Genomic DNA, 14300 nt, shown 5'->3' with positions numbered 1-14300 from the left:
AGAAGTTCCTAACACTTTAAACTGGCAATGAACCTAGATTTAACGCTTCACCTATAAAAATAATTCCCACTATAATAACAGCAATAATGATTATAAAGATGACTACTCTGAATATAAGGATGCTAGTTGATTTCGGTTCAGACTCCTGTGTCTTTCCTTCTAACCATGGTGATGCAAAAATACTAAGTAATAAAACCGTCATAGCTAATACCCCAACACTGAGGGCATCAACACCTAAATCAAACATATAATTTGCTAGTAAAATTAATAAAGTACCAATTATAAATCCGGTTATTGTTGATAATAAACGATTCTTCATACATCTTACCTCCTCAGATTGTATTAACTACACTACTCTATTTACTTACTTATAAATTCCTAAACAGGTGGAGTAATAGCGACTATTTAAACAGTCAGCCCGTTTACAACTCCATCACCATTAGGAGTCGCAGGAACAAAAGGGGACCACTGTCCTGTTTAGGTCGTCTATCTCAAGATGGATGACTAGCTAAACTTCAAGGTACAACCTATCGCCATAAAGCCACTTTCATACAAAACTAATGAAAACCATGAGATAGTACGATATAATAATCATAAAAGACAGAATATTAAGTATATTAGAGGTGCTATGATGGAACATCCATTCGTAACAACGAAAACACCCGAGTTACTTCTTGATTTAGATGCTTTCGAACATAATACTAAAATGATCGCCAAACAAGCTTTTGGAAAGAAAATAAGAATTGCCTCTAAGTCCATTCGTTCGCTAGAGCTCTTAAGGTATATTCTAGACAGCGATGACGTTTTTCAAGGTGTGATGTGTTATACGGCAGAGGAAGCACTCTTTTTGTATGAGAATAACATTACAGATATCATAATCGGTTATCCGACCACAGACCAATTACGTTTATCAAAAATTGCACAAGTACATGGTGAAGCAAAGATCTTTGTTATGATTGACTCGATTCACCACGTTAATGAGCTAGAAGATTTGGCTAAGGCAGTCAATGGTCGCTTTTATGTGCTAGTGGATATTGATATGAGTACTCAATTTCCTGCCCTTCATTTTGGTGTGAGAAGATCTCCATTACAGCAATGCGAGGAAGTTTTAGGTGTAGCCTTTGCGATTAGACAAAGTCAAAATCTGCAGTTTTGTGGAATCATGGGATACGAAGCTCAAATAGCTGGTGTTCCTGATTTTGTTAGAGGTAAGAGTCTGACAAACAAACTCATTCAAACATTAAAAAAGGTATCCATGCCCCAAATCGAGAAGAGAAGAAAACGAATCGTTACTTGCTTAGAAGACCATGGCTTTATCTGTCGTATTGTTAATGGGGGAGGGACAGGTAGTTTGTCACATACAGTTTGTGAGGAAGTGATTACAGAAGTTACGGTAGGTTCGGGCTTTTATGCACCTGTTCTTTTTGACCATTATCGCGATTTTCAATATAACCCAGCTCTTTTTTTCTCATTACCGATAGTTAGACAGGCTGGCAAACATCTTTACACCTGTTTAGGTGGTGGTTATATCGCTTCAGGCAGTGTTGGTGTTGATAAACAGCCGCTACTCATTTATCCACCTGGTGCGAGTCTTACGAAGCTAGAGGGAGCAGGGGAAGTACAAACACCTATACATTATTTAGGTACATTACACATAGGTGACTCGGTTCTTTTTCGGGCTGCTAAAGCAGGTGAAATTTGTGAACGCTTTGACAACATCATTGGCCAAAGGAACGGAGAAGTAGAACAATCATTTTTAACATACCGTGGTGAAGGGGTGTGTTTTTTATGAAAGTGTTGGAAAATAAACGATGGGTAAACTGGGCTTCTACGAGTAAAAGCATACCAGCTTCAACCTTCTATCCTGAATCAATTGAAGATGTAAGGACTGTTATAAAAAAAGCCAAAGCATCAGGAAAAAAAGTAAGAGTAGTTGGCGCGGGTCATTCCTTTACACCTCTTGCAAACTGTGATGACTATCTCATGTGCCTTGACCGTCTCAAACGAATAGAAAGCATAGATGTAATCAATCAAACCGTAACGGTTCAAGCCGGTATTCGCTTATCTGAATTAGGTGACGAATTAGCCAAACAAGGATTCGCTCAAGAAAATCTTGGGGATATTAATGTGCAAAGTTTAGCTGGTGCGATTTCAACAGGCACACACGGTACCGGTATTCAATTTGGTAATATACCTAGTCAAGTTGAAGAACTGACATTGGTTACAGCAACTGGAGAGCTTCTTACTTGCTCAAAAGAAAAGGACCAAGAACTTTTTCAGGCAAGTCTTATCTCTTTAGGTTTGTTTGGTGTTATCGTCAAAGTTAAATTAAGAATCATAAAAGCACCAGTCTATGACTTTCGAAGTGAGAAAGTCACGTTTGAGCAATTACAAGAACAGTTACCAAAATGGATCGAAGAAAATACTCACTTTGAATTTTTTATGTTTCCATTTTCTGAATATATACAAACGAAAAAAATGAAAGTATCTTCTGCTCGTCCTCAAAGTGTTCGTCATTTTCATCGGAAAAATGTTGTTATTGAAAATTATCTTTTTTATCTCGTATCGGAGGTATGTCGTTTATATCCTAAATCAAGTAAAAGGATGAGCCAATTATCGGCTAAATCAGTGAGTAAGCAAGTGATTACGGCTAATAGTTATGATCTATTTACGACACCGAGAAAAGTAAAGTTTGTTGAAATGGAATATGCGATTCCCATTGAAGCATTACAGGATGCTTTAGATGAGATTCAAAAGAAAATCAAAAAAGAACAATTTCAAGTGCATTTTCCTATTGAATGTAGAATGGTCGCTGCTGATGAGAGTTGGTTAAGTCCATCTTATCAACGTAAATCTGCTTACTTGGCCTTTCACATGTATAAAGGAATGCCGTTTGAGTCCTATTTCTATGCAATGGAAACCATTATGGATAGCTATGCCGGTCGCCCGCATTGGGGGAAATGGCACTCCAAAACAAAAAAAGACCTCGAACACTTATATCCAAAGTTTGCGGCTTTCTTAAAGACGAGAAATTCGCTAGACCCCGAGCATATCTTTATAAATGATTATCTTCGTCAACTAATACTTGGCCGATAGAATTTGAACCTTAGACATATTCAAATGGTGAATATGTCTTTTTTCTGTATAGCCAAAGAGCCGATAGTGAACTTCTGTAAAGGAATAAACAATCAACTTAATGGTGAAGCTACACAAATAAAAAAAGACCATACGTAAAGAATGGTCAATAAATGATGACCCTTCTTACAGATGCTGACGAGGTTAGCTGACGGATTAGGAGGTGTAAGTCCCCCTTCTTTATAAAAGATTCACCCCATCATAGAGCTCGTTAAAGTCCATGAATTGGTTCCCCCGTTCAAATAAATGATTAAGCAATCTTAAGGTTTTTTTGAAACAATAATAGAATGAATAAAGAACAATTTACTCCTGTTTGGAAGAAGTGTCAAGGTTTTTTTTATCATATGTGGATACACCATGTAAAAACAATTCCACAATATCATCAGAAAATTGGTCAAGCTTAATATAACTAGGGTAATGTTTAATACCGTTAATCATCATTTTTAAATAAAACATGAGAATTTCGTTGGAAAAATGAGAGTCTATTTCACCCGTTTTTTTGGCATGTTCGAAAAATTGAAGATAAAATGCATCTCTTTTCTCCATATAAAATTGACAAATGTCACTTTCAGATGAATTTAATTGATCTCGATAAAAATAAATGAACTCTTGATGAATGTTTTGGTTCGGATCTTGCAAAAATAAAAGTGAACTGATTTTATCTTTAAAGCTATTTGTTTGGTTGATCACTTGTTCATATTCTTCAAACCGTTGCGAAATATGGTATTTAAATGTTTGAATGATTAAATTCTCTTTGGATTGGTAATAGTTAAGTATCGTCGCTTTTGAAACGTTCGATTGTTGTGCTATTTGAGTCAGAGACGTTTTTTTCATTCCATTTTGTTTGAAGTATTGCAAACTTGTCGCTAATATGGCCAATGATTTCAATTGTTTTCTCTTTTGAAATCCATCCATCATATTCCCCCTTTATTTTCACTTCCTATTAAATATAGTCCTTGTTTTAGACCATTTCAAATAAATTGGTTTAAAACCATTGATTTTTTTTGCAGATGGATATATATTATTGACTTGAAACCAATAATAGAATGAATGAACAAGTTAACCCGTAGATGAATATTAGTACACTATGAAAGAAAACTGGGACGACATTATGATTGAAATTTGAGGTGCTATTATGGCAAAAATTAAAGAAATACAAACAAAAGAACAATGGGATGAGATTTTTAATCATTCACCTGAGAGAAAAGCTTATGTATTAAAATATAATCCGCAATGTGTCATTTGTCAGGAAGGTTATGAGCAATATGAAAAGTTCTTTTCACGTTATGAAAAAGACGATGCTGATTTTTATGTTGTTGATGTTGTGAAAAACAAACCGATTTCCAAAGCGATTGCTAACGACTTGGAAGTGACACATCAGTCTCCACAATTAATCATTGTTAAGGACATGGATTCGGTATGGTGTGATAACCATAAAGATATTGAATTAGAAAGTATTCAAGAAGGTTCAAAAGTAGATTAATGATAGGTACTGAGGATGAATGAGCATGGCTATTTAGTCATGCTTATTGTTCATTTTGGCTTAAAAAAGTAAGATAGAGATCATGACTGACATGCAAAGTGGCCATGGCACAGCTGAATCACCCCGCCACCAATAAACATGAAAGTAGTGGCGACTATTTAAACAGTTGGCCCGTTTACAACTCCATCACCATTAGGAGTAGCACGTACAAAAATGGAGCAGTGACCAGCAAACTTCAAGGCACAAACTATCGCTCCTAAGTCCACTTACATGCAAAAGGCAGAAGGGATACTTATGAAGGATATAACGATATTAATTGCAGACGATGAGATAGAAATTTCACAGCTAGTATCTGTTCACCTGCAAAAAGAAGGCTTTCAAACCGTTGTTGCAGAAAATGGACTAGATGCACTTGAACGTTTGAAAAAACACTCCGTTCAACTTGTTATTTTAGATATCATGATGCCTGGAATGGATGGGTTTGAAGTAGCCAAGCAAATCAGAGAGACGTATACGATACCGATTATTTTTTTAAGTGCCAAAACATCTGAATATGATAAAGTTCAAGGGCTTATCTTGGGTGCTGATGACTATATGACAAAACCATTTTCTCCTATCGAACTTATCGCTCGAGTTCATGCTCAATTACGACGTTCTTTAACATTTAATCAGCAGAATCAACAACCATCCAATGACATGGTATATGGTGAGTTAACGATTTCACCTGAGAAACGCATTGTTCAAATTTTTGCAGAAACGATTGATTTAACACGTAAAGAATTCGATATTTTATATTTATTAGCAAGAAACCCGAATAAAGTGTTTAGTGTTGAGCATATTTTTCAAAGTGTTTGGCAGGATGAATTTTATGAAGGGGCTAATACCGTCATGGTACATATTCGAACATTACGTAAGAAGCTGCAGGAAGATAAGCGAAAAAATAAATTTATAAAAACAGTATGGGGAGTAGGGTATACATTTAATGGTTAAATATTGGCAAAGCTTCCGTGTGAAAATGATGATTTGGTTAATGCTTAGTCTATTTTTAGCTGGTGTCGTCACATACATCTTCTATTCGATTTTGCGCTTTATTTATTATAATTACGCCGTACATGGAGATTTCCTCTTTTCTTTCAGGCAATTTCTCTATAGCTTTAATGAAACAACCATCATTATGATTGTTTTTATCCCTTTATTTATTCTGTTTTATCTTTTATTTATGAATCAATACACCGCTTATTTTAATGAGTTGTCGAAGGGTATAAGGGAATTAGCGAAGGGGAATTTCGAGCATCGTGTCAACATTACAAGTCATGATGAATTTAAGTTCGTTGCCAATGATTTACATTCGGCGAGTCAGACATTAAAAGAAGCGATTGAAAAAGGGGAGTTTGCTGAAAGTAGTAAGGATTATTTAGTCGTTAATCTTGCACATGATTTGCGAACGCCTTTAACATCTGTACTTGGTTATATCGAGCTTATATTGCATGACGAGCAATTGAGTGAAGATGAAAAGAAGCATTACCTCAAAATCGCGTTTAATAAATCACAACGTTTAGAAAAACTAATTGATCAATTATTTGAAATTACAAAGGTGAACTATGGAAAAAAATCACTAAAAAGAAAAGAGTTACAACTTTCTAATTTACTGTATCAGCTTTACGAAGAGATGATTCCACTTTTTGAACAAGCCCAACTCCAAGTACGTATGGAGGTTGAGGAACATGTAATGATCGATGCAGATGGAGACTTACTAGCACGAGTATTTGAAAATTTGCTTACCAATGGCATTCGTTATGGCGTAGATGGAGAATATATTGATTTGAAAGCTTATACACTCGAGGGGTCCGTCATTGTTGAAATGATCAATTATGGTGAGGCCATACCGAGTGATGAAATTCCTTATTTGTTTGATATGTTTTACACAGGCGATAAATCTCGAACCCATCAGAAAAACAGCAGTGGCTTAGGTTTATTTATAGCTAAAAACATTATCGAACAACATAATGGCGAGATCGTAGTTGAGAGCAACGTCAAGCGTACGGTGTTTAAAGTTATCATACCAAACGCACATGGCGAAGCTTGATTCACTTTGTCACCAACAAAGATGGAAGTGTGGTTTCGCTCTTTACCTGGTGGAACTTCATTCAATTTGATTTTTTTCTTTTTCATTTTAAAAGAATAGTGTTGGATTGTTTTTTGAACTTAAGAATTAGTGGTAACCTAGCGGACGAAAATATGCGAAGACTCCCGCGCCACCCCGCAGGACGCGGAGCATAATTTTCGGTAGCGATGAGCAACGCTCCATGTTCGCACTAACTTTCATACAAAAAAATACAACTAACAACTTAAGAAAAATTTAAGATTTAGCCCACCATCTTTTTAAAAGTTGCCACCTATACTGTATGTAATCAGATAGAGGGGGAACAAAAATTGAAAAAGTGGGCTATTTTATTACTCAGTATCGTGGCGATCATTGCCATTAGTCATTTATTGATAACGTCTTCAGAAATAAACATAGAACCTTTAGCTAGTCCAAAACTAGCAGAAATTGAGGATTGGGAGGAAATGACGCTTTCCCAGAGTGAAATTTCAAAGGGCGATTTATTATTAGTGAATCATGAACATCCAATTAGTGAATTAGCACTACCGGAAAATGTCATAAATCTATATGACCAAAATCAATTTGATTTAAACTTTGGTCTAATGAACACAGATTTATGGTTACCTGAACGAATGGTTTTACCATTTATAGAGATGATTGAGGAAGCGAATTCTGTCGGAATTCATGATTTCCTAATGACAAGCGGATTTCGTGGATTTGCAAGTCAAGAGCAATTGTATGAAGAAAAAGGTAGTGAGTTTGCTCTTCCTGCTGGTTATAGTGAACATCATTTAGGATTAGCGTTAGACGTAGGCTCTAAGAATGGTTTAATGTCTGAAGCAACTGAAGGGAAATGGTTAGCGAAAAACGCGTGGAAACACGGTTTTATACTGAGGTACCCAGAGCATAAAACAGATATTACCGGCATTTCTTATGAACCTTGGCATTTTCGCTATGTTGGTTTACCTCACAGTGCGATTATGTACGAGCATGATTTAGTGTTGGAGGAATATATTGAATATGTATCCGGGTATCAAGAAGGCTTACTGGTCACCGTAAATGCTAAGGATTATCTCATTCTATATTATTCTTTAGATACAGATGAGAAACAGATTCATGTGCCTGTTAATTACCCTTATGAAATATCAGGGACAAATGTAGAGGGTATTATAGTGACCATTGATCTAAATGTATAAAGAGGTTAAAGGATGGCCTTCCTTGGTATTTTACAACAAAAATGATCAACTTATAGATAATGATTAAACCTATGCTATTTTGCAAATGGGGGTAGGTTTATTATTCTGGGCAGTAGCAGAGCCCTTGACGCATTACAAACAGCCACCTCCAAGTATTGATGCCGAGACTCAAATGGCTGCTGAGGTTGGGTTGCTTTATAGTGTTTTTCATTGGGGCATTCATCCTTGGGCGGTTTATGCCACGGTAGCTTTGGGACTAGCTATCGTTAAATTTAAAAAAGAACTTCCTGGATTAATTAGTTCAGTTTTTTATCCTTTGATAGGAAATCGAATTTATGGAGGTTTAGGTAAAACAATTGATATTATCGCCATTATTGGTACGACTATTGGCGTTGCTACAACGCTCGGTTTAAGTACTATGCAATTAGCAGGTGGTTTTTCAGAAGTTTTCGATCTCAATAATTCGATAGTGATACAACTCATAATTATTTCAGTTATTACCGTCATTTTTATTACGTCAGTAGTAACAGGCATTAATAAAGGGATGCTTTATTTAAGTATTTGTAGTTTGAGCTTAGCAGGTTTAATTATGATCGTCATTTTTTTCGTGGGCCCGACCCAATTTTTAAGTGAATATATCGTTTCAATGACAGGGGAATATTTATCCAGCTTTCCTTCACTTACATTTGAAACAATGCCTTTTGCTGACAATGAATGGATGGGAGATTGGACATTTTTTTATTGGGCTTGGCTGATTTCATGGAGTCCTTTTGTTGGAACGTTTATCGCAAGAGTCTCTAAAGGAAGAACCTTGCAAGAGTTCATAATAGGAGTAGTTTTTGTACCTGCGTTTGCTTCGCTTATATGGATTGTCATATTCGGAGGAACGGGTATTCATTTTCAACATGTTGAGGGTATTAATCTGACTGAAAATATCATTTCTGAGCCTGAGGGAAGTCTTTTTCTCATGCTTGACCAGTTACCTATAAGTCTTATCTTGAGTGTAACGACCCTTTTCATTATAACGCTCTTTTTTGTGACATCTGCTAATTCTGCTACCTATGTTTTAGGTGTTTTTTCAAGTGGCGGTGATTTTAATCCTAAAAATAGAGTACTAGTCACCTGGGGCTATTGATTTCAGCAATTGCCGCCTCCTTTCTTTATTCAGGTGGTTTAGATGGTTTAGAGGCTATGGCTATTATCATCGGTTTTCCATTTACATTGATGATATTACTTATGTTCGTGTCAATCATCAAGTATTTTCGGATGGAAGTTTAGTAGCTAGTTTACTTTTGTGAAAAATGAAACAATATATAAATTATTCATATATGTCAGTCATGTCAAAGGATTAATTGAAAGACTTACAAACGCTCACCAATAAACAAAGGGATATGGCACTTGATAAATGAAGGTGAGTCTTGATTACTTAGTAAATCACATGGTATATGAAGTGCCAGAGCAAGATTTAAGCTATAGTATGCTTAGTATACCAAGCATTCCTCAAAGTGAAATTATTCTCCAGTATGTAAAAAGGGCAAGTACCCTTTAGAGGATATTAACATGTAAACCTTAAATCCCTCTTCATCGTTATCCAATTAATAACGGGAAGAGGGTGCATCATTCTATTTTTTTAACTGTAAGATTTGTGGAATAGCTTTTAATAAATCTGAACAAACAAAATCGGCTCCATAATTATCCTCACTTCTTGCATGGACCAATATGGTTTTACAACCGGCATTTTTACCAGCGACGATATCTGGCTCACGGTCACCAACCATTATACTTTGCTGTAAGTCAACGTTATATTTTTTGGCTATCTTTTTTAGCAAATATGCTTGAGGTTTACGACAATGGCAACCAGCATTGGGTTTATGAGGGCAATAGGCAATCTCATCAATAGTAGCTCCATACTGAAGTAAATCTTCTTTCATTCTCTCATGGATCATCGTTAGCATCTTTTCTTTCATAAAACCAAGTCCGACCCCACCTTGATTGGTCACAACAAATACGAGAAATTGAGCATCGTTTAGTTTTTTTACTGCTTCTCCAACCCCATTTAATAGAAAAAAATCAGAAGGCTTATTTACGTACTTCACCCTCTTTGTTAACACCTCATTAATCACACCATCTCGATCTAAAAAAACAGCCTGATTCATTATACCCTCCATTTTGAATCAATTTTTAATTCTCTAGTAAGTATAATAACCAAAAAAGGAAAAGAGCTTACACGCATAATGCTATATCGGAGTGAAATCAAATCTAGTAATTGTAGGAGAAGTCCTGAAGTAACAACACAACCAGTAGAATTAGTACCGAGTGTGGTAGGGAAAACCAAAAAGTAGCATCACAAAGTTTAATATTGCTCTTTACTGTTGTCATCATCACCAGCAACTCAATTCACAGCCATAAAAAACTAACCAATCTACTCCCGCAAATAGCTTCAACCATCTTACTTTTAGCTGCTATTAACCGGCAATACTTCATACCTCTTCAAGAACGAAATAATTATGTAAATATTTCTTATATTCTCTACAGAAATGAACTTGATTTTGTTATACTAGAAAAGATTTGGAAGCTTTTTAAATGAATAAAACAAAGAGGGGTTACATCATGAAGCAAAAGAACTCATTCCCACACATCATTATTATGATGCTTGTTGGTGCCGCTGGTGGCTTTTTAGGCGCGTTATATATGATTGATACGCCTACATCTTGGGTCAACATTATTATTGCAGTTGGTACTTTAATCCTGTCATTTATTTTCCACTTAATCATCCACGAATTTGGCCATCTACTATTTGGAAAAGCAACGGGGTATCAAGTCTTATCGTTTCGCGTATTTTCTCATATGTGGGTCAAGAATTCTGATAAAATTGAATATAAAAGACTTTCCGTTCCTGGAACTCTCGGTCAATGTCTGATGATTCCACCGGAAAAAAAGGATGGTAATTTCCCGTTTAAACTTTACTTATTAGGCGGCGGACTTATGAATATTTTCGCGAGTGTATTGGTTTTAGGAGTTACTCTATCGCTCGATTTCCGTTCAATACATATACTCGCATTCGTTATGGCGGGTTTATTAGCAGCTGGACTTAACCTCACCCCTTTTTCATTTAATGATGGCATGATGTTGAAAAATTCCATAAAAAAAGTAGAAGTTCGCCAATTTTTGTATAATCAACTTAAGGTAAATAGCTTAACTTCAACGGGTACAGCTTACCTGGAATTACCGCAAGAACTTATCGAAAAACCTGAGCTACTCAATTATCAAGACTTATTCCATATTTGGGTGATGCTCGTCCACTATAATCGAGCACTTGAGGGACAGAGATTTATTGAAGCACGGGAAATCATCGACGAAGTATGGACAAACATCGATAAGACTAATTTTTATCGTCAAGAAGTTGCTAAGGAATGGATGTTTATCCATTTGTATTTAAATGAACAGCTAGAGGTAGTTGAGAATATGTGGAAGCAGAAGGAACTGCAAGTGAGTATATCAGCTAAAATGATCTCACATTCACGTTTGAAGGCGATGTTCGCGTGGAGAATGGAAGGAAATGAAGAAAAAGCTAGTCAATTTTTTGCTGAAGCGATCGAGTATGGTAAAAGACACCCTAATGAAGGGGACGCACAAATGGAATATAATCTAATCAAACATTGTCAACAGCAGTTAAAAGAACGTCAGCATGCTTAAAATAAGACTTACGATTCAAAGCAGGGGGAGAAACAATGGAATTTAGAGAATTAACTCAGAATGATAAACAGTTATTTGCATCGATGGATACAGGCATTGACGATGATTATGTTTTACATATTTATGATTATTTAGTGCAAGGAGAAAACCGACTATTTGGGCTATTTGTCGAAAATAAGTTAGTTAGTTTAGGAGGTTTCTCCATTTTTGCGAATGAATATGCGATGTTAGGTAGGCTAAGAAGTGACCGTAGTATTCGCGGCAAAAATTATGCGACTACATTAATGAAACAAATAATCGAGGAAGCTTTTACCTCACTAAACATTCAATGGGTCGGTGGAAATACACAGGAAGAAAATATACCAGCAAGACGTGTATTGAAGAAAATTGGATTAGAAGAAGGGTTTAAATTATACAACGCGACAACGACGGATATTTCTTTTTTACAGAATGGAGCGAACGTTTGGAAGGAAGTTAGTCTATTACAAGAAAAAAAGAAATGGTTAGAGCAAAGTTATCTCAAAGAGCAACTTATATTCCCCTATGAGTGTTACTATCCATTTCCTGCTTCAGAAGCTTTATTCACTGAAGAGGATCTTCAAGCGTGGTCATTTTTTGAGAACGAGGATCAGTCAAAGTTTGTTATTTTAAAAAACGATCGTAAAGGTTATCAATATGTGCATGTTTTGTACCCTTATGATAATGTGTTTTCAGAGCCTGGTTTATGGGAAACCGTTGATTACTATTATGCTAGACAGTTACAAGAACAAGAAAATGAAACGAGAGTTTGGGTTGATTTAACAGAAGAACAAGTGGCTCAGTTAGTCCCTGAGCATACCTTTGAATGGCCATCACCATGGATTTTGCACGGGAAGCGTCGTTAACTGAACATGAATACGAATCAAAAAGCCATTCAAGCACTAGAAAATAATGATTATAATCAAGCAATGGGTTTATTTACATTAGCTTTGAAAGAGTCGAGAGATGTTCAATCCTTAACCAATTTAGCGTGGTTATATTACTATGATGACACAGACAGTCAGTCGGCCATACAATTATTAGTAGAAGCGATTCAATTAAAACCTACTTCGCATTTTCCCTACAGTTTATTAGGTGAAATCTATGTTACATCCAAAAGGTGGAAGCAAGCAAAAGAAGTTTTACAATGTTCCATACAAATAACGGAATCTGAAGTAAGCCTTCATAATTTAGCTGCTGCCTCCTATCATTTGCAGGAAGTTGAAGAAGCGTCAAGACTTTTTCAAAAATCAGCAATAAAAGGTTCGAATGTTTCGTTGTATGCCTATACGAAATGTTTAATTGATTTAGGTAGGGATAAGGAAGCGAAAGAGCAAGTGAAAATAATCTCACTAAATGAAGACGATTTTGTTGGAGAACTAGAAGTGGCTGATTTATACTATGAACTGTGCAGCTATGATTTAGCAAATCAGTGGTATCAACAATCTTGGGATGATTATTATAAAGAGCCTGATTGGATTCAAAGATACGCTTATTCATTATTGCAGTCAGGAGATAACAAAAAAGCAACAGATATCGTTAATCAAGCTATGAGTGAAAAAGAAGACGAAATAGAAGATGCTTTCAATGAAGAATGTGATGAAGATTGGTCAGTTTTAGAAAAGGATGAATTCATTCAGACACTAGATGAGCAACGACAAGAATATAAACAAATGATGGAAAAGCTAATGACGGGTTACAGGCCTTGTGTGAAATTCGAAGCAGCTGCATTAACAGCATGTTACTTGTTTGGATGCCAACGACACCATCATCGAGAATATTCTTTTGAATCTAAATAAGGCATAGCTAGAGAGGAGGGCTATTTTGAATCATTTACGTGCGAAAGGGTGGAATGGTGAGATCGAGTTATCTCCAGACGGTATTCTATACACGTATTCTACAAAACACCAAGTAGCGAAAATCAAACAAAGTCATTTTTTCCCTTATGACCAAATCCAAGACATGATTCTCAAGAAACCAAAAGGCTTTTCACCTGGCTATTTTTATGTAGCTTTATCTGAGAGTGATAAAAAAAAGAAGTCCTTTTTTACTCTGAGTAATCATGAACAAGCGATTGTCATTAATTCTGTCAAAGATTACGAGCAGTTTTTTGAAGTGAAACAATACTTAGAACAAAATTATCTTGTTGAATATACGAAGGAAAAGCTTTATAAAGGAGATGATGCCTCCTTAATTGTTTCACCGGAAAAGGTGATCATTCAATATCATCGAAATCACCCTTGTAAAACGGGTCAGAAAGTCATCTATATAGATGAGATTTTACAAATTAACAAAAGCGCTCCTAAATGGATGACAATTGGAACAATGGTTTTTTACTTAGAGAACGAGTATGAGCGTCGATTTGATGCCCATCTTGACGATATTGATATCGAAAATACGATTAAGCTTAGTACCCCTAAGCAATACGATATATTTATGGACGCTATCCAACAAATTCAGACGTATAGTGAACAATATACGGAAGCTGCTAATCCTACTCACTTAAGTGATATTGACCAATTAAGAGAATATAAGATGATGCTTGAAGAAGGATTAATTACAGAAGAAGAATATGAGGAAAAAAAGAACGATATATTATTTAAAGAATAATTTTTGTTTACGGGGAATTGGGCTTTATGGAAAGCACTGATAACCTTTGATGCATCTA

At 35.8% G+C, this 14300-nt stretch carries 13 protein-coding genes, 1 pseudogene and 1 riboswitch; of the genes and pseudogenes, 11 read left to right on the top strand and 3 right to left on the bottom strand.

Translation table 11 applies throughout. The features are described 5' to 3' along the window. Nucleotides 1-16: 16 nt before the first annotated feature. Nucleotides 17-319 carry a hypothetical protein gene (locus tag PQ479_RS02850; RefSeq protein WP_047989111.1) on the bottom strand — a complete coding sequence of 101 codons (303 nt, stop codon included), beginning with the start codon at nt 317-319 and terminating at the stop codon, nt 17-19. Nucleotides 320-631: 312 nt separating this feature from the next. Here PQ479_RS02850 and PQ479_RS02845 point away from each other — a divergent pair, with 312 nt between their 5' ends. Beyond that, nucleotides 632-1792: an alanine racemase gene (locus tag PQ479_RS02845; protein WP_273716747.1), complete on the top strand. Its 1161-nt coding sequence runs from the start codon at nt 632-634 to the stop codon at nt 1790-1792. Beyond that, on the top strand, nt 1789-3096 hold the full coding sequence (locus PQ479_RS02840; protein ID WP_053070415.1) for a D-arabinono-1,4-lactone oxidase: 1308 nt from the start codon (nt 1789-1791) through the stop codon (nt 3094-3096). The genes PQ479_RS02845 and PQ479_RS02840 overlap by 4 nt, the downstream gene beginning before the upstream one ends. Nucleotides 3097-3253: 157 nt before the next feature. Beyond that, nucleotides 3254-3402, bottom strand: a riboswitch (cyclic di-AMP (ydaO/yuaA leader). Between the two features lie 36 nt (nt 3403-3438). Here the strand turns inward: PQ479_RS02840 and PQ479_RS02835 are convergent. Further along, nucleotides 3439-4050 (bottom strand): TetR/AcrR family transcriptional regulator, encoded by a 612-nt coding sequence (locus PQ479_RS02835; protein ID WP_047989113.1) that lies wholly within the window; start codon nt 4048-4050, stop codon nt 3439-3441. A gap of 220 nt (nt 4051-4270) precedes the next feature. Here PQ479_RS02835 and ytxJ point away from each other — a divergent pair, with 220 nt between their 5' ends. From ytxJ to PQ479_RS02810, 5 genes and pseudogenes are all read left to right on the top strand, one after another. Beyond that, nucleotides 4271-4618 carry a bacillithiol system redox-active protein YtxJ gene (ytxJ, locus tag PQ479_RS02830; protein ID WP_047989114.1) on the top strand — a complete coding sequence of 116 codons (348 nt, stop codon included), beginning with the start codon at nt 4271-4273 and terminating at the stop codon, nt 4616-4618. A 294-nt stretch (nt 4619-4912) separates the two neighbouring features. Then, on the top strand, nt 4913-5608 hold the full coding sequence (locus PQ479_RS02825; protein WP_047989115.1) for a response regulator transcription factor: 696 nt from the start codon (nt 4913-4915) through the stop codon (nt 5606-5608). Beyond that, on the top strand, nt 5601-6704 hold the full coding sequence (locus tag PQ479_RS02820; RefSeq protein WP_047989116.1) for a HAMP domain-containing sensor histidine kinase: 1104 nt from the start codon (nt 5601-5603) through the stop codon (nt 6702-6704). Before PQ479_RS02825 ends, PQ479_RS02820 begins: the two co-directional genes overlap by 8 nt. Nucleotides 6705-7051: 347 nt before the next feature. After that, nucleotides 7052-7918, top strand: coding sequence for a M15 family metallopeptidase (locus tag PQ479_RS02815; protein WP_047989117.1), 867 nt, complete (start codon nt 7052-7054; stop codon nt 7916-7918). Nucleotides 7919-8003: 85 nt separating this feature from the next. Beyond that, a pseudogene (locus tag PQ479_RS02810) lies at nt 8004-9196 on the top strand (BCCT family transporter). A 344-nt stretch (nt 9197-9540) separates the two neighbouring features. On the opposite strand, the gene PQ479_RS02795 reads toward PQ479_RS02810, so the two are convergent. Continuing rightward, a complete protein-coding gene (locus tag PQ479_RS02795; protein ID WP_047989118.1) occupies nt 9541-10074 on the bottom strand; it encodes a D-glycero-alpha-D-manno-heptose-1,7-bisphosphate 7-phosphatase in 534 nt (177 codons plus the stop codon). A gap of 454 nt (nt 10075-10528) precedes the next feature. Here PQ479_RS02795 and PQ479_RS02790 point away from each other — a divergent pair, with 454 nt between their 5' ends. From PQ479_RS02790 to PQ479_RS02775, 4 genes are read left to right on the top strand one after another with little or no spacing between them, the layout of a single operon-like run. Continuing rightward, complete coding sequence (locus PQ479_RS02790) at nt 10529-11614, top strand: zinc metalloprotease (RefSeq protein WP_053070417.1); 1086 nt, start codon at nt 10529-10531, stop codon at nt 11612-11614. Between the two features lie 35 nt (nt 11615-11649). Continuing rightward, complete coding sequence (locus PQ479_RS02785; RefSeq protein WP_047989119.1) at nt 11650-12498, top strand: GNAT family N-acetyltransferase; 849 nt, start codon at nt 11650-11652, stop codon at nt 12496-12498. A gap of 6 nt (nt 12499-12504) precedes the next feature. Continuing rightward, nucleotides 12505-13431, top strand: coding sequence for a tetratricopeptide repeat protein (locus PQ479_RS02780; RefSeq protein WP_047989120.1), 927 nt, complete (start codon nt 12505-12507; stop codon nt 13429-13431). A gap of 25 nt (nt 13432-13456) precedes the next feature. Then, entirely contained in the window at nt 13457-14242 is a 786-nt protein-coding gene (locus PQ479_RS02775; RefSeq protein ID WP_047989121.1) for an SHOCT domain-containing protein, read from the top strand. Nucleotides 14243-14300: the final 58 nt, after the last annotated feature.

It is taken from the genome of Alkalihalobacillus pseudalcaliphilus (assembly GCF_028610675.1).
In the GTDB taxonomy this organism is placed as follows: Bacteria; Bacillota; Bacilli; order Bacillales; family Bacillaceae_D; genus Alkalihalobacillus; species Alkalihalobacillus pseudalcaliphilus.
This window is presented reverse-complemented; position numbering and strand designations above follow the sequence as displayed.

What these genes read in the sequence shown, in the direction of transcription:
- PQ479_RS02840 (WP_053070415.1), top strand. Translation starts at nt 1,789, where the DNA reads ATGAAAGTGTTGGAAAATAAACGATGGGTAAACTGGGCTTCTACGAGT.
- PQ479_RS02780 (WP_047989120.1), top strand. Translation starts at nt 12,505, where the DNA reads ATGAATACGAATCAAAAAGCCATTCAAGCACTAGAAAATAATGATTAT.
- PQ479_RS02795 (WP_047989118.1), bottom strand. Translation starts at nt 10,074, where the DNA reads ATGAATCAGGCTGTTTTTTTAGATCGAGATGGTGTGATTAATGAGGTG.
- ytxJ (WP_047989114.1), top strand. Translation starts at nt 4,271, where the DNA reads ATGGCAAAAATTAAAGAAATACAAACAAAAGAACAATGGGATGAGATT.
- PQ479_RS02835 (WP_047989113.1), bottom strand. Translation starts at nt 4,050, where the DNA reads ATGGATGGATTTCAAAAGAGAAAACAATTGAAATCATTGGCCATATTA.
- PQ479_RS02850 (WP_047989111.1), bottom strand. Translation starts at nt 319, where the DNA reads ATGAAGAATCGTTTATTATCAACAATAACCGGATTTATAATTGGTACT.
- PQ479_RS02825 (WP_047989115.1), top strand. Translation starts at nt 4,913, where the DNA reads ATGAAGGATATAACGATATTAATTGCAGACGATGAGATAGAAATTTCA.
- PQ479_RS02820 (WP_047989116.1), top strand. Translation starts at nt 5,601, where the DNA reads ATGGTTAAATATTGGCAAAGCTTCCGTGTGAAAATGATGATTTGGTTA.
- PQ479_RS02845 (WP_273716747.1), top strand. Translation starts at nt 632, where the DNA reads ATGGAACATCCATTCGTAACAACGAAAACACCCGAGTTACTTCTTGAT.
- PQ479_RS02790 (WP_053070417.1), top strand. Translation starts at nt 10,529, where the DNA reads ATGAAGCAAAAGAACTCATTCCCACACATCATTATTATGATGCTTGTT.
- PQ479_RS02785 (WP_047989119.1), top strand. Translation starts at nt 11,650, where the DNA reads ATGGAATTTAGAGAATTAACTCAGAATGATAAACAGTTATTTGCATCG.